Origin of the sequence: Pseudaquabacterium pictum (assembly GCF_005403045.1) — a bacterium.
In the GTDB taxonomy this organism is placed as follows: domain Bacteria; phylum Pseudomonadota; class Gammaproteobacteria; order Burkholderiales; family Burkholderiaceae_C; genus Pseudaquabacterium; species Pseudaquabacterium pictum.
Genome location: NZ_BJCL01000006.1, coordinates 61,289 through 84,846 on the forward strand (window position 1 = coordinate 61,289; position 23,558 = coordinate 84,846).

At 71.6% G+C, this 23,558-nt stretch carries 22 protein-coding genes; 17 read left to right on the forward strand and 5 right to left on the reverse strand.

All coding sequences use genetic code 11. The features are described from left to right. Positions 1–23 precede the first annotated feature (23 nt). The 8 genes from lepB to nagZ are packed head-to-tail and all read left to right on the forward strand — an operon-like array spanning position 24 to position 6,173. Positions 24–992 carry a signal peptidase I gene (gene lepB / locus FFT10_RS13015; RefSeq protein WP_137733266.1) on the forward strand — a complete coding sequence of 323 codons (969 nt, stop codon included), beginning with the start codon at positions 24–26 and terminating at the stop codon, positions 990–992. Between the two features lie 23 nt (positions 993–1,015). Beyond that, complete coding sequence (locus tag FFT10_RS13020; RefSeq protein WP_137733267.1) at positions 1,016–1,390, forward strand: DUF4845 domain-containing protein; 375 nt, start codon at positions 1,016–1,018, stop codon at positions 1,388–1,390. A gap of 53 nt (positions 1,391–1,443) precedes the next feature. Beyond that, complete coding sequence (gene rnc / locus FFT10_RS13025; RefSeq protein ID WP_137733268.1) at positions 1,444–2,172, forward strand: ribonuclease III; 729 nt, start codon at positions 1,444–1,446, stop codon at positions 2,170–2,172. A 1-nt stretch (position 2,173) separates the two neighbouring features. After that, positions 2,174–3,109: a GTPase Era gene (gene era / locus FFT10_RS13030; protein WP_137733269.1), complete on the forward strand. Its 936-nt coding sequence runs from the start codon at positions 2,174–2,176 to the stop codon at positions 3,107–3,109. Between the two features lie 2 nt (positions 3,110–3,111). Next, the gene (recO, locus tag FFT10_RS13035; protein WP_137733270.1) at positions 3,112–3,897 is read left to right on the forward strand and encodes a DNA repair protein RecO; all 786 of its coding nucleotides are present in this window, start codon (positions 3,112–3,114) and stop codon (positions 3,895–3,897) included. A 12-nt stretch (positions 3,898–3,909) separates the two neighbouring features. After that, positions 3,910–4,701, forward strand: a complete 792-nt coding sequence (locus FFT10_RS13040) for a pyridoxine 5'-phosphate synthase (protein ID WP_137733271.1) — start codon at positions 3,910–3,912, stop codon at positions 4,699–4,701. Next, positions 4,698–5,099, forward strand: coding sequence for a holo-ACP synthase (acpS, locus tag FFT10_RS13045; RefSeq protein ID WP_137733272.1), 402 nt, complete (start codon positions 4,698–4,700; stop codon positions 5,097–5,099). Before FFT10_RS13040 ends, acpS begins: the two co-directional genes overlap by 4 nt. A gap of 12 nt (positions 5,100–5,111) precedes the next feature. Continuing rightward, positions 5,112–6,173, forward strand: coding sequence for a beta-N-acetylhexosaminidase (nagZ, locus tag FFT10_RS13050; RefSeq protein WP_137733273.1), 1,062 nt, complete (start codon positions 5,112–5,114; stop codon positions 6,171–6,173). A gap of 4 nt (positions 6,174–6,177) precedes the next feature. Here nagZ and FFT10_RS13055 read toward each other — a convergent pair whose 3' ends face one another. Further along, a complete protein-coding gene (locus FFT10_RS13055) occupies positions 6,178–7,557 on the reverse strand; it encodes a leucyl aminopeptidase family protein (protein ID WP_137733274.1) in 1,380 nt (459 codons plus the stop codon). A 103-nt stretch (positions 7,558–7,660) separates the two neighbouring features. Then, positions 7,661–10,639 (reverse strand): Rne/Rng family ribonuclease, encoded by a 2,979-nt coding sequence (locus FFT10_RS13060; protein ID WP_137733275.1) that lies wholly within the window; start codon positions 10,637–10,639, stop codon positions 7,661–7,663. A gap of 678 nt (positions 10,640–11,317) precedes the next feature. Here FFT10_RS13060 and FFT10_RS13065 point away from each other — a divergent pair. The 4 genes from FFT10_RS13065 to FFT10_RS13080 are packed head-to-tail and all read left to right on the forward strand — an operon-like array spanning position 11,318 to position 14,439. Then, positions 11,318–12,289: an RluA family pseudouridine synthase gene (locus tag FFT10_RS13065; RefSeq protein WP_373282512.1), complete on the forward strand. Its 972-nt coding sequence runs from the start codon at positions 11,318–11,320 to the stop codon at positions 12,287–12,289. A gap of 51 nt (positions 12,290–12,340) precedes the next feature. After that, the gene (locus FFT10_RS13070; RefSeq protein ID WP_137733276.1) at positions 12,341–13,009 is read left to right on the forward strand and encodes an HAD family hydrolase; all 669 of its coding nucleotides are present in this window, start codon (positions 12,341–12,343) and stop codon (positions 13,007–13,009) included. Then, complete coding sequence (locus tag FFT10_RS13075; protein WP_137733277.1) at positions 13,002–13,412, forward strand: Rieske (2Fe-2S) protein; 411 nt, start codon at positions 13,002–13,004, stop codon at positions 13,410–13,412. Before FFT10_RS13070 ends, FFT10_RS13075 begins: the two co-directional genes overlap by 8 nt. 7 nt (positions 13,413–13,419) lie before the next feature. Continuing rightward, a complete protein-coding gene (locus FFT10_RS13080) occupies positions 13,420–14,439 on the forward strand; it encodes a S49 family peptidase (protein ID WP_137733278.1) in 1,020 nt (339 codons plus the stop codon). A gap of 40 nt (positions 14,440–14,479) precedes the next feature. On the opposite strand, the gene FFT10_RS13085 is transcribed toward FFT10_RS13080, so the two are convergent. Then, a complete protein-coding gene (locus FFT10_RS13085; RefSeq protein WP_137733279.1) occupies positions 14,480–15,577 on the reverse strand; it encodes an ABC transporter ATP-binding protein in 1,098 nt (365 codons plus the stop codon). Positions 15,578–15,712: 135 nt separating this feature from the next. Here FFT10_RS13085 and FFT10_RS13090 point away from each other — a divergent pair, with 135 nt between their 5' ends. The 5 genes from FFT10_RS13090 (at position 15,713) to FFT10_RS13110 (ending at position 21,737) form a co-directional block, all read left to right on the forward strand. Continuing rightward, on the forward strand, positions 15,713–17,392 hold the full coding sequence (locus FFT10_RS13090; RefSeq protein WP_137733479.1) for an ABC transporter permease: 1,680 nt from the start codon (positions 15,713–15,715) through the stop codon (positions 17,390–17,392). Between the two features lie 19 nt (positions 17,393–17,411). Continuing rightward, a complete protein-coding gene (locus FFT10_RS13095; RefSeq protein ID WP_137733280.1) occupies positions 17,412–18,194 on the forward strand; it encodes a class II aldolase/adducin family protein in 783 nt (260 codons plus the stop codon). Between the two features lie 110 nt (positions 18,195–18,304). After that, complete coding sequence (locus tag FFT10_RS13100) at positions 18,305–18,613, forward strand: EthD family reductase (protein ID WP_137733281.1); 309 nt, start codon at positions 18,305–18,307, stop codon at positions 18,611–18,613. A gap of 19 nt (positions 18,614–18,632) precedes the next feature. Beyond that, positions 18,633–20,585, forward strand: coding sequence for a sigma-54-dependent Fis family transcriptional regulator (locus FFT10_RS13105; protein ID WP_137733282.1), 1,953 nt, complete (start codon positions 18,633–18,635; stop codon positions 20,583–20,585). Between the two features lie 33 nt (positions 20,586–20,618). Then, on the forward strand, positions 20,619–21,737 hold the full coding sequence (locus FFT10_RS13110; RefSeq protein ID WP_137733283.1) for a serine hydrolase domain-containing protein: 1,119 nt from the start codon (positions 20,619–20,621) through the stop codon (positions 21,735–21,737). A 12-nt stretch (positions 21,738–21,749) separates the two neighbouring features. Here the strand turns inward: FFT10_RS13110 and FFT10_RS13115 are convergent, their stop codons facing one another. Both FFT10_RS13115 and FFT10_RS13120 read right to left on the reverse strand, forming a co-directional pair. Then, the gene (locus tag FFT10_RS13115; protein WP_137733284.1) at positions 21,750–22,568 is read right to left on the reverse strand and encodes a metallophosphoesterase family protein; all 819 of its coding nucleotides are present in this window, start codon (positions 22,566–22,568) and stop codon (positions 21,750–21,752) included. Beyond that, the gene (locus tag FFT10_RS13120) at positions 22,565–23,506 is read right to left on the reverse strand and encodes a diacylglycerol/lipid kinase family protein (RefSeq protein ID WP_137733480.1); all 942 of its coding nucleotides are present in this window, start codon (positions 23,504–23,506) and stop codon (positions 22,565–22,567) included. Before FFT10_RS13120 ends, FFT10_RS13115 begins: the two co-directional genes overlap by 4 nt. Between the last annotated feature and the right edge of the window lie 52 nt (positions 23,507–23,558).

Below are 23,558 nucleotides of genomic sequence, written 5' to 3' on the forward strand. Positions count from 1 at the left end.
CAGAACAACCCCACCTGCCCATGATGAGTGCTTTGACCGCCGTGCTGTACGGCGCCCTGCTGGTCTACGGCGCCGGTTGGTGGCTGGGTTACTGGATCGGCAACTTCTCGCTGCTGCTGTTCGTGCTGACGGTGGTGACGCTGGCCTACTGGCTGGCCGAACGCTTCAAGTTCGCCCCGGCCCGCGTGGCCGCCGCCGAGGCCCTGACCGCGCAGGACACCCAGCGCCGTGCCGAGCTGGGCAAGATGGGCATCAGCCAGGTCGACGGCAACGTGGACAGCGCCCGCGAGAGGCTGCTGATGCAGCCCTGGTGGCTGGACTGGACGGCAGGGCTGTTCCCGGTGATCCTGGCGGTGTTCCTGCTGCGCTCGTTCCTGTTCGAGCCGTTCAAGATCCCGTCGGGCTCGATGGTGCCCACGCTGCTGGTGGGCGACCTGATCCTGGTGAACAAATTCCACTACGGCGTGCGCCTGCCGGTCATCAACACCAAGATCATCCAGAACAACGACCCCAAGCGTGGCGATGTGATCGTCTTCCGCTATCCGGTCGACACCCGGGTGGACTACATCAAGCGGGTGGTGGCCATCCCGGGCGACGAGGTCACCTACACCAACCAGCAGCTCGCCATCAACGGCCAGCTGGCGCCGGTGCAGCCGCAGGGTGACTTCTACGACGAAGACAGCATGCGCTATGCCCCCCGCTTCACCGAGAAGCTGGGTGCGGTGGCGCACGGCATCCTCGTCGATCCCAAGCGGGCGTCGATCTACCGGCCGATGGAGAGCTTCGTCAACTTCCGTGACAACTGCCGCTACACCGCGGAGGGCGTGTCGTGCAAAGTGCCGGCCGGGCACTACTTCGTGATGGGCGACAACCGCGACAATTCCCAGGATTCCCGCTATTGGGGCTTCGTTCCCGACGAGAACATCGTCGGCCGCGCCTTCATGGTGTGGATGAACTTCGGCAACCTGCGCCGCATCGGCAGCTTCGACTGATGCCGCGCGTCACCCGGGGCACCATGCGCACGCCACACTGCTTTCCTGCACCGGCACCGCGCCGCGGTGTCACCCTGATCGGCCTGCTGGCCTGGGCCATCGTGGTGGGCTTTGCCGGCTACCTGCTGGTGCGGGTGGTGCCCACGGTGACCGAGTTCTACACCATCCAGAGCGTGGTCGACCGCATCGCCGCCAGCCCGGCTTCCACCGTGGCCGAGATCCGCGGCGCCTTCGACAAGCAACGCCAGGTCGATGCCACCATCACCTCGGTGCTGGGCAAGGAACTCGACATCACCAAGGAGAACGACCGGGTGGTGATCAGCTTTGCCTACGAGAAGGAAATCGAACTCTTCGGCCCGGTGTTTCTGCTGATCAAGTACGCTGGGCGATCGAAGTGATGGCAGCGGCGGCCGACCGGTCGGCCGGCACGCCCCCTGCACAGCCTGGAGCCATGGAACCCCGACCTGACCACCGCCCGGAGCCGCGCCTGGATGCCCTGCAGCAGCGCCTGGGCCACCGCTTTGCCGACGTCTCGCTGCTGCAGCGGGCGCTCACCCACCGCAGCTTCGGCGCCGACCACAACGAGCGGCTGGAATTCCTGGGCGATGCGGTGCTGGCGATGGCGGTCTCCGCGCTGCTGTACGAGCGCTTCTCCGCGTCGGACGAAGGCGACCTGACCCGCGTGCGCGCCCACCTGGTGCGCGAGGACAGCCTGCACCGCGCCGCCCTGGTGCTGGGCCTGCCCGAGGCGCTGCGCCTGTCCGAGGGTGAGGCCCGTGGCGGTGGTGCGCAGCGGCCATCCATCCTGGCCGATGCGGTGGAGGCGCTGCTCGGCGCGCTCTACCTCGACGGCGGCCTGCCGGCAGCCACCCGCCTGGTGCGGGCGCTGTTCGGCGAGCTGATCTCCAGCACCGAAGCCGACAGCTGGAGCAAGGACGCCAAGACCGAGCTGCAGGAGTGGCTGCAGGCCCGCAAGCTGGCGGTGCCCAGCTACCGCATCCTGGCCACCCGCGGCCAGGCCCATGCCCAGACCTTCGAGGTCGAATGCGCCGTGCCCACACTGGGCCTGGCCGAGCAGGGCGAGGGCCGATCGCGTCGCAGTGCCGAGCAGGAGGCCGCCCGCCGCATGCTCGGCCGCCTGAAGGCCAGCGACAAGCCTGGCAGCCCCCTGAGGAACTGACATCACCGATACCCCCGCCCCTGGCAGCGATGCCCCCGACACCGATGCCACCCCCCGCTGTGGCCTGATCGCCATCGTCGGCCGCCCCAACGTGGGCAAGTCCACCCTGCTGAATGCGCTGGTGGGGCAGAAGATCAGCATCACCTCGCGCAAGGCGCAGACCACCCGCCACCGCATCACCGGCATCCGCACGCTGGGCGCCACGCAGTTCATCTTTGTCGACACACCGGGCTTCCAGACCAAGGAGATCCGTGGCCGCACCGCGCTCAACCGCAACCTGAACCGCACCGTCACGTCGGTGCTGGGCGATGTGGATGTGGTGCTGTTCATGGTCGAGGCCGGCCGCTTCAGCCTGGACGATGCCAAGGTGCTGGCCCTGCTGCCGCCGGACAAGCCGGTGTTTCTGGTCGCCAACAAGCTCGATGTGGTGGCCCGCCGCACCGACATCCTGCCGTGGCTCAAGAGCATGCAGGAGCGCCACCCGTTCACCGAGTACGTGCCGATGTCGTCGACCAAGCCGACCGACGTGGAGCGGTTGTTCAAGATCGTCGAGCCCTACCTGCCGCAGCAGCCCTGGCTGCACGAGGAAGACGCGCTCACCGACCGCAGCGACAAGTTCATGGCGGCCGAGCTGATCCGCGAGAAGCTGTTCCGCCTGACCGGCGACGAGCTGCCCTACAGCGCCACCGTGGTGATCGACAAGTACGAGGAAGAAGGCAACCTGCGCCGCATCGCCGCCACCATCGTCGTCGAGCGTGACGCCCACAAGGGCATGGTGATCGGCGACGGCGGCGAGCGGCTCAAGCGCATCGGCAGCGAGACCCGGGTCGAGCTGGAGAAGCTCACCGACAGCAAGGTGTTCCTGGAGCTGTGGGTGAAGGTGCGCTCGGGCTGGGCCGACAGCGAGGAGCACCTGCGCAGCTATGGCTACGAATAGCCGTGGCCAGCAGCCGGTCCGCGCCCCAGCCCGCGTTTGTGCTCCACCAGTGGGACTGGAGCGAGACCAGCCTGATCCTCGACCTGTTCACCCGTGAGCAGGGCCGCCTGGCGGCGGTGGCCAAGGGCGCCAAGCGGCCGTATTCGCAGCTGCGGCCGGTGCTGATGCCCTTCCAGCGCCTGCTGGTGCTGACCACCCGGCCCAAGGCCGCCAGCACAGACGAACATGCCGACATCCTGCTGCTGCGCTCGGCCGAGTACGCCGGCGCCGGCGCCGCGCTGCCGCCGGCCCGGCTGTTCCCGGGCTTCTACCTCAACGAGCTGCTGATGAAGCTGCTGGCCCGGGGCGACCCGCACCCGGCGCTGTTCGACGCCTATGCCGATGCGCTGCAGGCCTTGGCAGTGGCACCGGATGAGGCGCCGCTGCGCGCCTTCGAGCTGCTGCTGCTGCGCGAGACCGGCCTGCTGCCCGAGCTGTCGCGCACCACCACCACGCAGGAGCCGGTGCGGCCGGGCCAGCACTACCGCCTCAGCGGCGACAGCGGCCTGGTGGTGGCCGCCGATGAAGCCGCCAGACTGCCCGGCAGCCTGTGCCTGGCCCTGCAGGCCGCGCTGGATGCCGACGACCGCCCGGCGCTGCGCCGGGCCTGCCAGGGCGGGCTGCCGGCCTTGCGGGCGCAGCTGCGGGCGCTGCTTCACTATCATCTGGGCGCGCCGGCGCTGCGCACCCGCCAGCTGATGCTGGACGTGCGCCGCCTGCTCGACGCGCCCGCGCCGCCCTCCACCTGACACCGGGCCCCCATGAACCCCCTCGTCGCACCTGAAGCCCATGCCCGGCCGCACCGCACCGCGCTGTCGGTCAACGTCAACAAGATCGCGCTGCTGCGCAACACCCGGCACATCGGCATCCCCGATGTGGTGAAGCTGTCGCGCCAGGCGCTGGAGGCCGGCGCCCAGGGCATCACCGTGCATCCACGTCCCGATGCGCGCCACATCCGCACCCAGGACGTGCACGATCTGCATGCCCTGATGCAGCAGTGGCCCGAGGCCGAGTACAACATCGAGGGCAACCCGTTCCACAACCTGATGGGCTTTGTGCGCGCGCTGCGGCCCCACCAGGTCACCTTCGTGCCCGACAGCGAAGACCAGTTCACCAGCGACCATGGCTGGCGCTTTCCGGAGGATGCCGCCCGCCTGCAGCCGCTGATCGACGAGGCCCGGGCGCTGGGTGTGCGGGTCAGCCTGTTCATGGACCCGCTGCCCGACCAGATGGCCGCCGCCCGCGCCACCGGCGCCGAGCGGGTGGAGCTCTACACCGAGGCCTATGCCAGCGCCCACGGCACGCCGCAGGGCGCCGCCATGCTGGCGCGCTACACCGCCGCGGCCGAGGCCGCGCTGGCGGCCGGCCTGGAGATCAATGCCGGCCACGACCTGAACCGCGACAACCTCACCGAGTTCCTGCGTGCCGTGCCCGGCGTGCTGGAGGTGTCGATCGGCCATGCGCTGATCGCCGATGCGCTGGAGCTGGGCCTCACCGAGACGATCCGCGACTACCAGCGCTGCATCCAGAACGCTTTCGCAAGACCCGCATGATCTTCGGCATCGGCACCGACATCTGCGACATCCGCCGCCTGCGGGCCACGCTGGAGCGCCGTGGTGACCGCTTTGCCGAGAAGGTGCTGGGACCCAGCGAGCTGCAGGTCTTCCACGCCCGGCGCGCCCGTGTCGATGTGCGTGGCACCGCCTACCTGGCCACCCGCTTCTCGGCCAAGGAAGCCTTCTCCAAGGCCATCGGCATGGGGATGCGCATGCCGATGACCTGGCGCGCCTGCGAGATCCTCAACCACCCCAGCGGCGCGCCATACATCCGCCTGCATGGCGCGCTGGCCGAGTGGTTCAGCCAGCGCGGCCTGCGCGCCCATGTCACCGTCACCGACGAGACCGACTACGCCGCCTCGTTCGTCGTCGTCGAGTCCACTCCCTCAGCCTGAAAGACCTTTCCCATGTCCTTCGACCTCGACAACGGCCACGCCCCGGTGGTGCTGGACATCGCCGGCACCACCCTCAACGCCGACGACCGCCGCCGCCTGCAGCACCCGCTGACCGGCGGGCTGATCCTGTTCGCCCGCAACTGGGAGCACCGCGCCCAGCTCACCGCGCTGACGGCCGAGATCAAGGCCATCCGGCCCGATGTGCTCATCTGCGTGGACCATGAAGGCGGCCGGGTGCAGCGCTTCCGGAGCGACGGCTTCACCCACCTGCCGCCGATGCGGGTGCTGGGCGACCTGTGGATGCGCGACGCGCTGGCCGCCACCGATGCCGCCACCGCCTGCGGCCATGTGCTGGGCGCCGAGCTGCGCGCCTGCGGCGTCGACCTGAGCTTCACCCCGGTGCTCGACCTGGACCATGGCGGCAGCAGCGTGATCGGCGACCGCGCCTTCCACCGCGATGCCCGCGTGGCCACGATGCTGGCCAAGAGCCTGATGCACGGCCTGCTGCTGGCCGGCATGGCCAACTGCGGCAAGCATTTCCCCGGCCACGGCTTCGTCAAGGCAGACAGCCACCTGGCGCTGCCGGTGGACAAGCGCTCGCTGAAGGCCATCCTGGCCGATGACGCCAAGCCGTACGACTGGCTGTCGACCAGCCTGGCCAGCGTGATGCCGGCGCATGTGGTCTACCCCAAGGTGGATGCGCTGCCGGCCGGCTTCTCCGAGCGCTGGCTCAAGCAGATCCTGCGTGTCGACCTGGGCTTCCAGGGCGCGATCTTCAGCGACGACCTCAGCATGGAGGGCGCCAAGGTGGCTGGCAGCGCGGTGGATGGCGCGCTGGCCGCCCTGAACGCCGGCTGCGACATGGTGCTGCTGTGCAACCAGTCCATCGACGGTGGCCAGGCGGTGGATGCCCTGCTCGACGGCCTGCAGGCCGCCCAGGCCGACGGCCGCTGGCGGCCCGACGGCGACAGCGAGGCCCGTCGGCTGGACCTGCTGCCGCTGACGCCGCCCCTGCCCTGGGACGAGCTGATGCACCAGCCCGCCTACCAGCACGCGCTGGAAAAACTCCCCTGACGGATCAGCCGTAGCGCTGCTGCAGCCAGGCCAGCAGCGTGCGGATCGTCTGCGCCTCGCCGCCGGCGGGGCGGCCGGGTCGGCTGGCGTCGTTCCAGGCGAACAGGTCGATGTGCAGCCAGTCGATGTCGGCGGGCACGAAGTCTTCCAGGAACAGCGCCGCGTTGATGGCGCCGGCCTGCGGCCCGCGGCCGGTGTTGACGATGTCGGCGATGTCGCTCTCGATGCCGCCGTGGTAGCCCGCCCACAGCGGCAGGTGCCACAGCGGATCGTGCCGGGCCAGGCCCAGGTCGACGATGTCGCGCGCGGTCTGCATGTCACGGCAGAACAGCGCCGGCAGCTGGCCACCCAGTGCCACCCGGGCCGCGCCGGTCAGCGTGGCCAGGTCGATGATCAGGTCAGGCTGCGCTTCGGCGGCGTAGGCCAGTGCATCGCACAGGATCACCCGGCCCTCGGCGTCGGTGTTGCCGATCTCGATGTGCAGGCCGGCGCGGGTCTTGAACACATCACCGGGCCGGTACGCATTGCCCGAGATCGCGTTCTCCACCGCCGGGATCAGCAGCGTCAGCTGCACCGGCAGCTTCAGCCCCATCACCAGGCTGGCCAGGCCCAGGGCGTTGGCGCCGCCGCCCATGTCCTTCTTCATCTGGCGCATGCCCTCGGGGCCCTTGATGTCCAGGCCGCCGGAATCGAAGCACACACCCTTGCCGACGATGGTGAGCTTCGGATCCTTCGGTGAGCCCCAGCGCAACTCGATCAGCCGCGGCGCCCGCGCCGCGTCCGCCGCCCGGCCCACGGCGTGGATGGCCGGGAATCCGGCCTTCAGCAGCGCGTCGCCCACCGTCTGCTTGAACTTGGCGCCGTGCGCCTTGGCCACCGTCTGCACGGCAGCAGCCAGGTCGGCCGGGCCCAGGTGCTCGGCCGGGGTGTTGACCAGATCACGGGTGTGGGCGATGGCAGCCGCCAGCAGCAGGCCCTGGCGGGCGGCTTCGCTGGGCGGCAGCAGCAGTTCGGCTGGTGCGCGGCGGGCCGGCTTGTAGCGGGTGAAGCTGTAGCCGCCCAGCGCCCATGACAGCGCGGCGGCACCGGCGTCGGCGCCGAAGCCGCCGTCACCCAGGCCGTAGCGGCCGGCCGGCAGGGCCTTGGGCAGGGCCGACAGCGCATACGGATGGTCAACTGCCCGCACGCCGGCCCACACCGCCTGCAGCCCGCCCTGGTCATCGGGCAGCAGCGCATGGGTGTCCGGCGCGCCGGTGAAGCCCACGGTGTCCAGCCACTGCCGCTGGGCGGCGGGCAGGCTGGCGGTGTGGGCCGCCAGGTGGGCCCGGTCGGTCAGGTGCACGGGGATGCAGGCGGGCGAGGGCTTCTTCAGGGTGACGGTCATGGGCGTTGGGAAGGGCGTGCGACGCAGGGCTCTGCATCGTGCATGAAAAACGCCGCCACGGCGGGGCCGGGCGGCGTGCAGGGATGGCCGTGCGCGGGGCGCGTCAGGCGGCCGGCGGGGCGCTCTGCTCGAACGGCAGCTTCAGCTGCGACAAGTCCTTGCGGGTCTCCACCAGCACCAGCGGGCCCTCGTCGATCACCACCAGCGGCTTGCGTTCACGCGGCACGTGGATCGGTGCCGGCTCGGCGGCCATCGCGGCCTGGGCAGCGCGGATCTTCTCGCCATCGCTGTTGACCCACTGCAGGCCCGAGGCCTCGGCCAGGCGCTGCAGGTCGTCCATCGGCAGCACGAAGGGCGCGACCTTGGGCAGTGCGCGGGGCTGGGCGGCCGGTGCGGCGCTGGCGGCGGCCGGCGGTGCCACGGGGGCGGCCACCACAGGCGCTGCCTGGGCGACCGGCTCCGCGACGGCATCGGCCAGTGCCACCGTCTCGCCGGCGGTGGCTGCTGCAGCCTCGGCGACGGTCTCGGCCGGCGCATCGGTGGCCGGCTCGGCTGCGATCGGCTGGCCGTTCTCGTCCAGCAGCGCGCGCTCACGGCGGTTGCGGTCGCGGCCACGGCCGCGGCGGCGGCCGCCTTCGCGCTCGCCGCCCTCGGCTGCGTCGCCCGGCTCGGTGCTGACAGGCTCGGCGGCCACATCGGCAGCGTCGCCGGTCTCGGCGCGGGCAGGTGCCTCGGTGGTGGCGTCAGCGGCCGGCAGGCCGTCGACGGCCAGATCGGCACCGGATTCGTCACGGCCACCGCGGCCACCGCGGCGGCGGCGGCGGCGGCGCTGCTCGTCGCCAGCCGCATCGCTGCCCTCGGCGGCGGCTGCGTCCGGCACGGCGCCGTCGGCCAGCGGCAGGGCGGTGTCGGTCAGCTCGGCCGGGCGCGGTTCGCGCTCAGGGCGCGGCGGGCGGCGCACGGCCTCGGTGCTGGCGCTGCCATCGGCGCGCAGCGCGGCATCGGCCTCGGCCGGGCGCTCATTGCGGCGGCCGTCACGGCGGCCTTCGCCGCGGGGTTCCCCACGCTCCGCACGGTCGGCACGCGGGCCGCGCTCGGGGCGGTCGCCCCGGGCCTCGGCCGGCTTGCCGTCGCGGCCGCGGCCGCCACGGTCACCGCGCTCGCCGCGGTTGCCACGGTCGGGCCGGTCACGGCGGCCGTCGGGGCGGGCTTCACGCTTGTCGGACTCGACCGGTGCGGCCGGCGTGGCCACCACGGCCGGTGCCGGGGCCGGGGCGGGCGCGGCCACCGGGGCCGGCGCGGCACCGCCGAACAGCTTCTTCACCCAGCCGAAGAAGCCGCTGCCGGCGGCCGGCGCGGGCGGCTGCGCCACCCAGGTGGGCGCGGCAGGGGCTGCTGGGGCAGCGGCGGGTGCGCTGGTCGCCACCGGTGCGGCGGCCTTGGCAGCCACCGGCTCGGGCTTGGGCGCGGCCACCGGCGCCGGCTGGTCGGGCAGCACGCCCTTGATCACCGGCTCCTGCTTGGGCTTGCTCTTCTCGCGCCGGGTGATGCCGACCTCGTCGTCCGGCTCCTCGATCATCGTGTAGCTGGCCTGCAGGTTCTCCAGCCGCGGGTCGTCGTGGCGCAGGCGCTCGAGCTTGTAGTTCGGCGTCTCCAGGTGCTTGTTGGGCACCAGCAGCACGGTGCAGCGCTGCTTCAGCTCGATCTTGGTGATCTCGGTGCGCTTCTCGTTCAGCAGGAAGCTGGTCACCTCCACCGGCACCTGCACATGCACGGCGGCGGTGTTGTCCTTCAGCGTCTCTTCCTGGATGATCCGCAGGATCTGCAGAGCCGACGACTCGGTGTCGCGGATGTGGCCGGTGCCGTTGCAGCGCGGGCAGGTGATGTGGTTGCCCTCGCTCAGCGCCGGGCGCAGGCGCTGGCGGCTGAGTTCGAGCAGACCGAACTTCGAGATCGAGCTGAACTGCACCCGGGCGCGGTCCTGGCGCATCGCGTCACGCAGGCGCTGCTCCACCTCGCGGCGGTTCTTGCTCTCCTCCATGTCGATGAAGTCGACGACGATCAGGCCGCCGAGGTCGCGCAGCCGCATCTGGCGGGCGATTTCATCGGCCGCTTCCAGGTTGGTGCGGGTGGCGGTTTCCTCGATGTCGCCGCCCCGGGTGGCACGCGCCGAGTTCACGTCCACGCTGACCAGCGCTTCGGTGTGGTCGATCACGATGGCGCCGCCGGCCGGCAGGTTCACCGTGCGGCTGAAGGCGGTCTCGATCTGGTGCTCGATCTGGAAGCGCGAGAACAGCGCCGCGTCGTCGCGGTAGCGCTTCACACGGGATGCCGACTCCGGCATCACGTGGTTCATGAACTGCTGCGCCTGATCGTAGATGTCGTCGGTATCGATCAGGATCTCGCCGATATCGGACGTGAAGTAGTCGCGGATGGCGCGGATGACCAGCGATGATTCCTGGTAGATCAGGAACGCGCCCTTGCCCGCCTTGGCCGCGCCGTCGATGGCGCTCCAGAGCTTGAGCATGTAGTTCAGGTCCCACTGGAGCTCAGGCGCCGAGCGGCCGATGCCGGCGGTGCGGGCGATCAGGCTCATGCCCTTGGGGTACTCGAGCTGGTCGAGGTTTTCCTTCAGCTCTTCCCGGTCTTCGCCTTCGATGCGGCGTGACACGCCGCCGCCACGCGGGTTGTTGGGCATCAGCACCAGGTAGCGGCCGGCCAGGCTGACGAAGGTCGTCAGCGCCGCGCCCTTGTTGCCGCGTTCTTCCTTTTCCACCTGGACCAGCAGTTCCTGGCCCTCGCGGATCGCCTCCTTGATGGTGGCGTTCTTGGCTTCCACGCCTTCGCGGAAGTACTGTTTGGAGATTTCCTTGAACGGCAGGAAACCGTGGCGATCTTCGCCGTACTCCACGAAGCAGGCCTCCAGCGAGGGCTCCACCCGCGTGACCACGGCCTTGTAGATGTTGCCCTTGCGCTGCTCGCGCCCCTCGATCTCGGTTTCGAAGTCGAGCAGTTTCTGCCCGTCGACGATCGCCAGGCGCCGCTCTTCCGGCTGCGTGGCATTGATCAGCATGCGTTTCATGTGCACTCCAGTCCCGCACGGGCCCGCCAAGGCGGGCACGCGCTGTCTGACCACCGGCCTGACGTCAGTGCGTCAAGGCAGGCGATCCATTCCGATGCACGAGAAACGGGAAACGGCCGGAGTACGAATCGCCCTGGGCTGCAGTGACCGAATGGCGGTCAGGGATGCAGCGGGGCCGCGTGCGGCGAAGCGGTGGGGGTGGGCGGCGCCGCATTTCCCCACCCGCGCGCGGTGCGCGCAGGCATCACACCACCGGCGGGCGCTGCCGCACCGGCCGGTGGCCGGGGCTGCGCCTGGCTGCCGGACGGGTCGTCCAGCAGCTGCAGGTGGGTGGGTGGGAGGGGCGGCATGCAGACCCTGTGGGCTTCGACGCGGACGGCAGGCCACCACAACAGGGTGATCTGCCGTCCATGAGCTTTTGATCTTCCCTGTGACGGGACGGCTGTGACGACGTGTCTCTTCCAGCGGGCCAACGGGGCCGCCGCATCACTTGGGGGACTGCGGCCTGCCGCGCGGACGCCACTGTTGCATCAACGCTTTTGAGCGCCTGTGACGGCGCCCACCGACGATAGACCCGCACCTGCCCGGGTAAACTCTGAAAAATCAAGCACTTACGGCCCAATCGTGGCTCGGATCATTATAAGCAGCAAACCCGCGGCGTCCCGAGGTGATCCCACCGTGGCGGCCGTGACCGCGCCCGAGGTGCGCCGCGTGATCGTCGACGAAGCCGGCGAAGGCCAGCGGCTGGACAACTTCCTGCTGCGCCTGCTCAAGGGCGTGCCCAAGACCCATGTCTACCGGGTGATCCGCTCGGGCGAGGTGCGCGTGAACAAGGGCCGGGCCGCGGCCGACACCCGGCTGGCGCTGGGCGACGAAGTGCGGGTACCGCCGGTGCGGGTGGCCGAAAAGCCCGCCGACGCCCCGGCAGCTCCGGCCCGCGAATTCCCGATCCTGTTCGAGGACGACCACCTGCTCGCCATCGCCAAGCCAGCCGGCGTGGCGGTGCATGGCGGCTCGGGCGTCAGCTTCGGCGTCATCGAGCAGCTGCGCCAGGCGCGGCCGGCGGCCAAGTTCCTGGAGCTGGTGCACCGGCTCGACAAGGAAACCTCGGGCGTTCTGCTGCTGGCCAAGAAGCGCAGCGCGCTGACCCATGTGCAGGACCAGTTCCGCAGCCGTGACACCGGCAAGATCTACGCCGCCCTGGTGCTGGGCCATTGGCCGGCGAAGCTGAAGGTGATCGACGTGGCGCTGCACAAGACGCTGGACGCCCGCGGCGAGCGCCATGTGCTGCCGGTGGCGGCCGACCACCCCGACGGCCGGCGCTCGATCAGCCTGGTGCAGGTGGTCACCGACTTCCAGGACTGCACGCTGCTGGACGTGACGCTGAAGACCGGCCGCACCCACCAGATCCGGGTGCACCTGCAGCAGGCCGGCCACCCGATCGTCGGCGATCCGAAGTACGGCGACTTTGCGCTGAACAAGCAGTGGGCCCGGGGCGAGGGCCTGGCCGGCCACCGCTTCGACCGCATGTTCCTGCATGCCCGGCAGCTGTCGATCGACCACCCGGCCACCGGCGAACGCATCACGCTGGCCGCGCCGCTGCCGGCCGACTGCACGGCGCTGCTGCGGCGCCTGGGCGAGCCGCACTGACAGGCGCACAGCGGATGCGCGACACTGGCGCGTTCCACACCGCCGCCCGCCATGCCCAGCCCACGCCAACGCCGCTTCGACCTGGTCGTCTTCGACTGGGACGGCACGCTGTTCGATTCCACCGCGCTGATCACCCGCTGCATCCAGGCCGCCGCCGCCGACCTTGGCCTGCCGGTGCCCAGCGACCAGGCCGCCAGCCATGTCATCGGCCTGGGCCTGACCGAGGCCCTGCAGATGGCCGTGCCCAGCCTGCCGGCCGCGCGCTATCCCGAGCTGGGCGCGCGCTACCGCCACCACTACTTCAACCGCCAGCATGAGCTGGTGCTGTTCCCCGGCACGCTGGAGATGCTGCAGGCGTTGAAGGCGCGCAACCACTGGCTGGCGGTGGCCACCGGCAAGAGCCGCCGCGGCCTGGACGAGGCCTTGCAGACGGTGCAGCTGCATGGCCTGTTCGACGACACCCGCACCGCCGATGAAACCGCCGGCAAGCCGCACCCGCGCATGCTGCTGGAGCTGATGGCCGCCATCGGCACGGCGCCCGAGCGCACGCTGATGATCGGCGACACCACCCATGACCTGCAGCTGGCCCGCAATGCCGGCACGGCCAGCGTGGCGGTGAGCTTCGGGGCCCATGCGCCCGAGGCCTTCGGCGCGCTGGGCCCGCTGCACATCGCCCACAGCACCGCCGACCTGGCCGACTGGCTGCTGGCCCATGGCTGAGCCCGACACGGCGCCGGCGGCCCAGCCGCTGGGCCCGTCGGCCAGCCTGGCCGAGCGGGGCAAGGCCATCGTCTTCGACGTGCTGCTCTGGGGCCAGCCGGCGCGCGCCTTCGTGTTGCGGCATGACGGCGTGCTGCGCGGGTACATCAACCGCTGCGCCCATGTGCCGGTGGAGATGGACTGGCAGCCGGGAGAGTTCCTCGACAGCGATCAGCGCTTCATCGTCTGTTCCATCCACGGCGCCACCTATGAGCCGGCCCAGGGCCGCTGCGTGGGCGGGCCCTGCGGCCGCAGCAAGCTGATCGCGCTGGACGTGGGCGAGCAGGCGGGACAGGCCTGTTGGTATCCTTCCCGCGATGTGCGGCCGGTGCCGCCGGCCGCCACCCCACCATCCCCACCGTGAGCCTGCCATGACAACGCCCGACGACACCCCGACCCCCGCCCCCGAGGGCAGCGGGGCCGTGGCGCCCACCGCCGCGGCACCTGCGGCTGCGCCAGCCACCACCCGCCCGGCGCTGGAAGCCTCGCTCGAGACCCTGGCCCGCGCGCTGCTGCAGGACCGGCGTGCCGAGCGGCGCTGGCGCATCTTCTTCCGCCTGGCCTGGCTGGGCGTGGTGCTGGCGGTGCTGTGGCTGCTGATGTCCGACCGCAACCGCCACACCGCCCCCAGCGGCCCGCACACCGCGCTGGTGGAACTGCGTGGCGAGATCGCCGCCGACACCGAGGCCAGTGCCGAGCTGATGCTCTCGGGCCTGCGCAGCGCGTTCGAGGACGTGGGCGCCCGCGCCGTGGTGCTGCGCATCAACAGCCCGGGCGGCAGCCCGGTGCAGTCGGGCATCATCAATGACGAGATCCGCCGCCTGAAGGCGCTGCACAAGAAGAAGGTCTACGCCGTCGTCGAGGAGGTCTGCGCCAGCGGCGCCTACTACGTGGCGGTGGCGGCCGACGAGATCTATGTCGACAAGGCCAGCATCGTCGGCTCGATCGGCGTGCTGATGGACGGCTTCGGCTTCACCGGCCTGATGGACAAGCTGGGCGTGGAGCGCCGCCTGCTCACCGCGGGCGAAAACAAGGGCATGCTCGATCCCTTCACCGCGCAGGACCCGAAGCAGCGCGCCTATGCCCAGGCCATGATCGACCAGGTGCACCAGCAGTTCATCCGCGTGGTGCGCGAGGGGCGCGGCGCCCGGCTCAAGGAGACCCCCGACACCTTCTCCGGCCTGTTCTGGAACGGCGAGGAAGCCGTGGCCCTGGGCCTGGCCGACAAGCTGGGCAACCTGGACTACGTCGCCCGCGAGGTGATCCAGGCCGAGGAAGTGATCGACTACACGCCGCACGACAACGTCGCCGAGAAGCTGGCCAAGCGCTTCGGCGCGGCCATCGGCGAAGGCGCGATGCGCGCCGCCGGCGGCCTGGTGCGGCTGCACTGAGGGCCGGCAGACCAGCGCCGGCGCCGGCCGGCCGCGGTGCTCAGCCGCAGTCCAGCACCGGCTCGCCCTCGCGCTTGTAGGCCACCACATGGTCGACCTCCAGGCGGATGCCGATGCGTTCGCCGATGGCGTGGTTGTGGTGGCTGGGCACCAGCGACAGCACCGTCTGCCCGCTGTCCAACCGCAGGGTGTAGAGGAACTCGGCGCCGCGGAAGGCCTTGGCCACCACCTCGGCGGTGACCGGGCTGGCATCGTCGTGCACCACGTCATCGGGGCGCAGCAGCACATCCACGCTGCAGCCGGCATCACACAGGTCGCCATGCTCGGTGCAGCGGATCGGCTCGGGGCTCTCCAGCACGCCCAGTTCCATGTGGATGTGCTGGCCACGCTCCACCGTGCCCGGCAGGAAGGCGCCCTGGCCGACAAAGTCGGCCACGAAGCGGTTGGCCGGCTGGTGGTACAGGTTGTATGCGCTGGCCCATTGCTGGATGCGCCCGCCGGACATGATGCCGATCTCGTCGGCGATGGCGAAGGCCTCGTGCTGGTCATGCGTGACCAGCAGGGCGGTGGTGCCGGCGGCCTTCAGCAGCTGGCGCAGCTCGCCGCCCAGGCGCTCGCGCAGTTCGATGTCGAGGTTGGAGAAGGGCTCGTCCAGCAGCAGCAGCCGCGGTGACGGCGCCAGCGCCCGCGCCAGCGCCACCCGCTGCTGCTGACCGCCCGACAGCTGGTGCGGGTAGCGCGTGCCGCTGCCGGCCAGGCCCACCGTCTCCAGCATCTGCTGCACCCGGCGGTCGGCATCGGGCAGGCCGCGCAGGCCGAAGGCCACGTTGGCCGCCACGGTGAGGTGGGGGAACAGCGCATGGTCCTGGAACACCATGCCGATGCGGCGCTGCTCCGGCGGCACCTGCTGCCGGGCGCTGCCCACCAGCGTGCCGTCCAGCCGGATCTCGCCGGCGGCCAGCGGCTCGAAGCCGGCGATGGCGCGCAGCACCGTGGTCTTGCCGCAGCCCGACGGCCCCAGCAGGCAGCCCACCGTGCCGCGCGGCAGGGTGAGCGAGAAGTTCTCGACCACGGCCTTGCGGCCGTAGGCCACGGCGATGCTGTCCAGTTGCAGCCAGGGCGGGGAGGCGTCGTTCATGGTGGGGCGATCATAGGGGGGCGTCGCAGTCCTGGCCGATACACTGCCAGCCCTGCGGCGCCTGCCGCGGCCCGCTGCCGCGCCGCCACCCGATCCTGCGCCCCCACCGTGTCCGCCCGTCCCGAGCGCCTGACCCTGCCCGCCACGCCGCGCCGTGGCGCGGGCGCCGTCCGTGGCCGGCGCTGGTCGTGGCTGCTGCTGCTGGCCCTGGCCACGGCCGGCCTGGTGGCGGTGCCCATCCTGTCGGTGGGCAGCAATGTCTTCGCCACCGGGCAGGCCGGCACCTGGGCCCACCTGGCGTCCACCGTGCTGCCCGACTACATCCGCACCACGCTGTGGCTGTGCGCCGGCGTCGGGCTGGGCGTCACGCTGCTGGGCGTGGGCGCGGCCTGGCTGGTCACGCGGCACCAGTTTCCCGGCCGGGCCAGCTTTGAATGGGCGCTGGTGCTGCCGCTGGCCATGCCGGCCTACGTGATGGCCTACACCTACACCGACCTGCTGCAGTACGTGGGCCCGGTGCAGACGGCGCTGCGCGAGGCCTTCGGCTGGAAGCGCGCCGACTACTGGTTTCCCGATGTGCGCAGCACCGGCGGCGCGGTGGCGATGTTCTCGCTGGTGCTCTATCCCTATGTCTACCTGATGGCGCGCACGGCGTTCCTGGAGCGCGGCGGTGCCACGCTGGAGGTGGCCCGATCGCTGGGTCTGACGCCCTGGCAGGGCTTTCTGCGGGTCAGCCTGCCGATGGCCCGGCCGGCGATTGCCGGTGGCGTGGCCCTGGCGCTGATGGAGACGCTGGCCGATTTCGGCACGGTGAGCTACTTCGCGGTGCAGACCTTCACCACCGGCATCTACCGCGCCTGGTTCTCGCTGGGCGACCGGGTGGCCGCGGCCCAGCTGGCCCTGGTGCTGCTGGCCTTCGTGGTGCTGGTGCTGGTGTTCGAGCGGCTCAGCCGCGGCGGCCGGCGCTTTGCCGAGACCAGCCTGCAACGCAGCGGCGCCGCGCGCATGCCGCTGGCCGGCGGCCGGGCGCTGCTGGCCTGGTGCGCCTGCGCGCTGCCGCTGGTCGGCGGCTTCCTGCTGCCCGGTGGCCTGCTGCTGGCCATGGCGCTGACCGAGGGCGATGCCCAGTTCGGCGAGCGTTTCCTGCGCCTGGCCGGCAACAGCGTGCTGCTGGCCGGGCTGACGGCGCTGCTGGCCGTGGCGCTGGCCCTGCTGATCGGCTATGCCGCCCGGGTGCACCGCGGCGGCGCCATGCGCTGGGCGCACCGCATCGCCGGCCTGGGCTATGCGCTGCCGGGCTCGGTGATCGCGGTGGGCGTGCTGATCCCGGTGACACGGCTCGACCATGCGCTGGCCGCGCTGTGGCAGCAGCTGTTCGGCACCCACCCCGGGCTGCTGATCACCGGCGGCATCGCCGCGCTGGTCTACGCCTGCATCGTGCGCTACCTCACCGCGGCCATGCAGGCGGTGGATGCCGGCCTGGCCAAGATCACGCCCAGCATGGACCAGGCCGCCCGCAGCCTGGGCCACACGCCGGCGCAGACGCTGCGCCGCGTGCACCTGCCGCTGCTGCGCGGCAGCCTGCTCACCGCCGCGCTGCTGGTGTTCATCGACGTGATGAAGGAGCTGCCCGCCACCCTGGTGATGCGGCCGTTCAACTTCGACACCCTGGCCACCCAGGCCTACACCCTGGCCGCCGACGAGCGCCTGGCCGAGGCCAGCACCGCCGCGCTGGCCATCGTGGTGGTGGGCCTGCTGCCGATGGTGGTGATCTGCCGGCAGATCGCCAAGGGCCAGTCCGTCTCGTCCAGCTGACCCCCCTCAGGAGCCCGCCATGCCCGACCTCGATGCCGCCTACCCCCGCCCGGAACACATCGCCCCGGCCGAGTGGGCCGCGCGGGTGGAGCTGGCGGCGGCCTACCGCATCTTTGCCCACCTGGGCTGGGAAGAGCTGATCTACAACCACCTGTCGCTGCGGGTGCCGGGCGAGCCGGGGCACTTCCTGCTCAACCCCTTCGGCCTGCACTACACCGAGGTCTGCGCCTCCAACCTGGTCAAGGTGGACGGCGACGGCCGCACCATCGGCGACAGCCACTGGCCGATCAACCCCGCCGGCTTCACCTTCCACGGCGCCATCCACCGCACCGTGGCCGATGCCCACTGCGTGATGCATGTGCACACCACGCCGACGATGGCGGTGTGCTGCCTGGAAGGCGGCCTGAGCTACACCAACTTCTATGCCGCCCAGCTGTACGGCAAGGTGGCGTACCACGACTTCGAGGGCATCACCGTGCATGCCGACGAGGGCGCGCGCATCCTGGCCAGCGCCGGTGCACCCGACCACTGCAAGCCGGTGCTGCTGTTGCGCAACCACGGGCCGGTGGTGATCGGCCAGACCCTGGCCCAGGCCTTCAACCTGCTGTGGGTGCTGCAGCGGGCCTGCGAGGTGCAGGTGGCGTCGCAGCCACTGGGGCCGCTGCGCGCCATCCCCACACCGGTGCTGGAAGGCTGCGTACGCGATTCGCTGAACTTCAACACCCACTTCGGCGCGGGGCAGGACAGTTTCGACGCGATGCGGCGGGTGGTCGACCGGATCGATCCGTCCTACCGCGGCTGATCAGCGGCGCGGCCCCGGGCAGACCCCAGGATGCCGCCGCGGGCGGTGCGTGCGATAACCGTGGGCCTTGCTGCCCGAGCGGCGCATGCACACCCACAACGGAGACCCCCATGATCCACGTCCAGATCTTCTACCCGCAGAGCAGCCGCTTCGACTTGGCCTACTACTGCGAGAAGCACATGCCCATGGTGCAGGCCCGCATCGGTGCCGCCTGCACCGGCTTCACGGTGGATGCCGGTCTGGCCGGCGGCGCACCCGGCGCGCCGGCACCTTATGCCGCCATCGGCACCCTGCACCTCACCTCGGTGGAGGCGCTGCAGGCCGCGCTGGCCAAGCATGGTGCCGAGATCATGGGCGACGTGCCCAATTACACCGACGCCCAGCCGGTGCTGCAGATCAGCGAAGCCAAGGTCGGCTGACCGGCCTGCGGGGTCTGCCATGGCTGCCACGGCCAGCGCACAGCGTGCGCACATCGACACGGTGATGCAGGTGGCCGGTCATGGCATCGGCGCGCCGCAGGCGCAGGCGCATGACGAGATCATCCGCGCCAGCTGGCAGCGTTGCGTGCACCAGCACCGGCTCGACCCCACCCGCATGCAGGAGGCGGTGATCCTGCCCGGTGCGCGCCTGCGCGAGCACCAGGACCAGATGGAGGCCTTCCTGCACATCGCCCGCCACGGGCTGGAATCGCTCTACCAGCAGGTGGCCGGCCTGGGCTATGTGGTGCTGCTGACCGACGCCCGCGGCATCACCGTCGATTTTCTCGGCGACCTGGTGGTCGAGCCCAGCCTGCGCAAGGCCGGCCTGTACCTGGGTGCCGACTGGAGCGAACACCACGCCGGCACCTGTGGTGTGGGCACCTGCATCAGCACCGGCCAGGCGCTCACCGTGCACCTGGCGGACCACTTCGACGCCACCCACATCCCGCTGACCTGCACCAGCGCGCCGGTGTTCAACCCCAGCGGTGAACTCAGCGCGGTGCTCGACATCTCGGCGCTCAGCGCGCCCGACCCCAAGGTCAGCCAGCACCTGGCACTGCAGCTGGTCAAGCAGGCGGCGCAGCAGGTCGAGAACGCGCAGTTCCTGCACCGCTTCCGCCACGACTGGGTGCTGCGCCTGGCGCAGGCGCCGCAGTTCCTGGACGTGAACCCCGACTACCTGCTGGCGCTGGATGCCGGCGGCCGGCTCATCGGCCACAACCGCCGTGCCCAGCTGCTGCTGCAGGGGCTGCCGGCGCTGGCAGGCCGGCCGCTGCTGGGCCAGCCGCTGTCAGCACTGCTGGACCTGGCGCCCGGCGACCTGGGCCGCTTCATGGCCGGGCGGCCGGCCGAGCAGCGCGCGGTCATGCTCACCGGCGGCCGGCAGCTGCTGTTCATGGCCGCCATGCCGCCGCCGGCTGCTGCGCGGGTGCCGCACCCGGTGGCCGCCGCGCCGCGCCTTCCCGCGCCGCTGGCGGCGCTGTCGGGTGGCGATGCGCGGCTCGACCGCCAGATCGAGCGCGCCGCGCGGCTGGCCAACAGCCCGGTCAGCCTGCTGATCACCGGCGAGACCGGCAGCGGCAAGGAGTATTTCGCCAAGGCCCTGCACGCCGCCAGCGAGCGGCGCGGCAGCCCGTTCGTGGCGGTCAACTGCGCGGCCATCCCCGAGGGCCTGATCGAGAGCGAGCTGTTCGGCCACCTGCCTGGCAGCTTCACCGGCGCCGGGTCGCGCGCCAAGCGCGGGCTGATCCAGTCGGCCGACGGCGGCACGCTGTTCCTCGACGAGATCGGCGACATGCCGCTGGGCCTGCAGGCCCGGCTGCTGCGGGTGCTGGCCGAGCGCGAGGTCACCCCCATCGGCGCGGCGCGGCCGGTGCCGGTGAACATCCGCGTGATTGCCGCCACCCACGCGCCGCTGGAGCAGCGGGTGCGTGAGGGCCGCTTCCGCGACGACCTGTACTACCGCTTGAACGGCGCGCACTTTGCGCTGCCGCCGCTGCGCGAGCGCAGTGATCTCGGCACCATGGTCGACCGCGTGCTGGCCGCCGGCGACAGCCAGCAGCCGCCGGTGCGGCTGGCGCCCGAGGCGCGCGCGCTGCTGCTGGGCCACCGCTGGCCCGGCAACCTGCGCGAGCTGCGCAACGCGCTGGATTACGCCCGCAGCGTCTGCAGCCACGGCCTGGTGGAGCCCACCGACCTGCCCGACGCGCTGCAGGCGGCCACCGGCCTGCCCGCCCCGCCACCCGTGCCCGCCCAGGCCGAGGCCCTGCTGCAGCTGCTGCGTGATGCGCAGTGGAACGTCACCGCCGTGGCGCGTCAGCTCGGCTGCGCCCGCATGACGCTCTACCGCCGCATGGCCCGCTGGGGCATCCGCTCACCCAACGCGCAAGACGGTGCCGCACCGCCGCACTGACCCACCCGCCGGCCCCCAGGCCTGCCTTTGCCGATGACCACCATGACCACCCCGGTGCTCGACCTGTTGCAACACCAGCTGGCGGCGCGCCATTGCCCCGGTGCCCTGTTGCTGGTGGAACGTGCCGGCCAGGTGCTGGCGCGCCACGCGCTCGGCCGCATCCACCCCGACCAGCCGGCGCCCCTGCATGCCGGCGTGCGTTTTCGCATCGCGTCGCTGACCAAGCCGGTGGTGACGGTGGCTGCGCTGATGCTGGCCGACGAAGGCCGGCTCGACCTGGATGCGCCGGTGGGCGAGATCCTGCCCGCGCTGCGCGGGCTGCGCCTGGCCGACGGCAGCCTGGCCGTGCCCGGCCCCACGGTGCGCGACCTGATGCGCCACACCGCCGGCTTGGCCTACCCGCAGGAGATTGCGCACGCCGCGCTGCGCAGCGCCTGGACGGCCGCAGCCCTGGCACCTGGCCGTGCCGGGCTGGACGGCGCCGGCCTGCTGGCCGGGCTGGCGGCGCTGCCGCTGGTCAATGCCCCGGGGGCGGCCTTCCGCTATGGCTACAGCACCGACGTGCTGGGCCTGGTGGTCGAGGCGCTGGACGGCGTGCCGCTGGGCGGCGCGCTGCAGCGCCGGCTGTTCGGGCCGCTGGGCATGCGCCACACCAGCTTTGCCATCGGCCCCGGTGAGCAGGTGGCCACCGCCTTCGCCGACGATGCTGCCTGGCATGCCACCGTGGCCCCGCTGGGCCAGCAGCAGCCGGGCGCGGCCTGGATGGACAGCGGCGGCGGCGGCCTGGTCAGCACGCTGGACGACTACGCCGCCTTTGCCCGGCTGCTGGCCGACGGTGGCGTCGTCGGCGGTCAGCGGCTGCTGTCCGAGCGGCTGTTTGCCGAGCTGTCACGCAACCAGCTGGCCGACGGCGTCGACGGCCCGGCGGGCTACACCGGCCCGGGCTTCGGTTTCGGCCTGGGCCTGGCGGTGCGGCACGACTGGGGCCCGGCTGCGATGCCCTGCACCGCGGGCGAGCTGACCTGGTCGGGCATCAGCGGCACGGCCCTGTTCGTGCAGCCCCGTGAGCGCTGGTTCGCGCTGCTGATGAGCGCCAACATGGCCAGCCGCATGGTGGCGCGCATGATGCTGCGCCGCGCGCTGGCGGCCTGACGCCTGGTTGCATCAGCCCGGCGCGCGGCCGGGCAGGGCCTGCTGGGCCACGCAGCGGAACTGCTGCAGCCCGGCATCGTGGTCCCAGCGTTCCACCGCTGCCTGGCGCGGGCCGCTGTCGGCCACCCGGATCAGGTTGACCGAGTTGCCGGCCTCGGCCCGCACCCGGCTGCTGACAGCGGTGCCCGCCTGCACCGCCCACAGCACCGGTCCCGGTCCGCTGCCCTTGCCTGGCGCTGGCAGCGGCAGCAGGAATGGCAGATGGATGTGGCCACCCAGCACCATGTCGGCACCGGCGGCGCGCCAGCGCTGCACCGCGTCTGCATGGCCATGCAGCAGGTTCTTGCGGTCTTCCGCCCGGGTCACGGCCACCGGCTGGTGCAGCAGCACCAGCTTCCACTGCCGGGCGCTGGCGCGGGCCAGTCGGTCGGCCACCCGGGTGATCTGCGCATCGGACACCTCGCCGTCGGCATGCCGCCACCAGCGCGTGGTGTTCAGCGCCAGCACCAGCACCGACGGGCTGTCGAACTCGGGTTCCAGCACCGGCCCGAAGGCCCGCTGGTAGCGCGCATAGGGCTGCAGGACGCGCTGCGCCAGGTTGAACAGCGGAATGTCGTGGTTGCCCGGCACCGCCAGCACCGTGGGCACCCGCAGCCGGTCGACGAAGGCCCGGGCGGCTGCAAACTGCGCGGCGGTGGCGCGCTGGGTGATGTCGCCCGACAGCAGCAGCACATCCGGCCGCTGTGCGGCCACCAGGCGCTCCAGCGCGGCCACCACCGGCGGCTGCTCGGTGCCGAAGTGCGGGTCGGACAGCTGCAGCAGCAGGGTCATGGGTCCTGCCGCTCGGGCGCCGGCGCCGCCGGGCGGATCAGCTGCAGGTCGGTGGGCGACACGCTGAACTCCAGCGGCAGGCGCATGCGCTGCACCTCGCCGTCGGTCGCCACCTTGACCCGCCGGCGGCCCCAGCGCCAGGGCGGCAGCACCGTCAGGCGCTGGCAGCCGAAGTGGGTGACCTGGTCGGCGTCGCCGAGGCGGCCCAGCGCGCCGCGCAGCACCAGGCCCAGCAGGTCCAGGCGCCCGACCGGCTGCAGTGCCACCACCGCCAGCGCACCGGCGTCGATGGCCTGCGCCTGCGGTACGCCCAGCTGCTCCATCTGCAGGGCGTTGTTGCCGATGAAGAGGGTGGGGGTGCGCAGCGTGCGCCGGCTGCCCTGCACGTCGATGTCCAGGCGCAGGCTGCGGTGGCCGCGCAGCAGGGTCAGCAAGCCGGCACCGAAGGCCACCAGCCGGCTTCGGCCGAGCTGGCGCTTCCAGGCCTCGCGGTCTTCCAGCAGCACGGGGTAGAGGCCCAGGCTGGCGTTGACGAGGAAGACCTGGCCGTTGACCAGACCCACCTGCACCGGATGCGCCTGTTCGGTCAGCAGCACCTGCATCGCGGCGTCGGGCTCGGCCGGAATGCCGTGGGTGCGGCTGAAGTAGTTGAAGGTGCCCTGGGGCAGCACGCCGAAGGCGCAGCCGCTGCCCAGCGTGGCCTGGGCCACGGTGTTGATCGTGCCGTCACCCCCGGCCGCCACCACCACGCCACCATCGGCCACCGCCGCCTGCACCGCCTGCCTGGCGATGTCGCCCAGGCGGCGGGGGTCGTCCACCCGCAGCAGGTGCACCGCCCGGCCTGCGCTGGCGCACGCCTGGGTGATGGCCTGTTCGACCAGCTCGGCACTGCCGTGGCCGGCGCCGAGGTTGAACACGATGTGCAGCGGTGCGGCCATGGGCAGGGCGGTCACGGCGCCGGCGCCAGGCTGCGCCCCGCCGGCGTGGCGC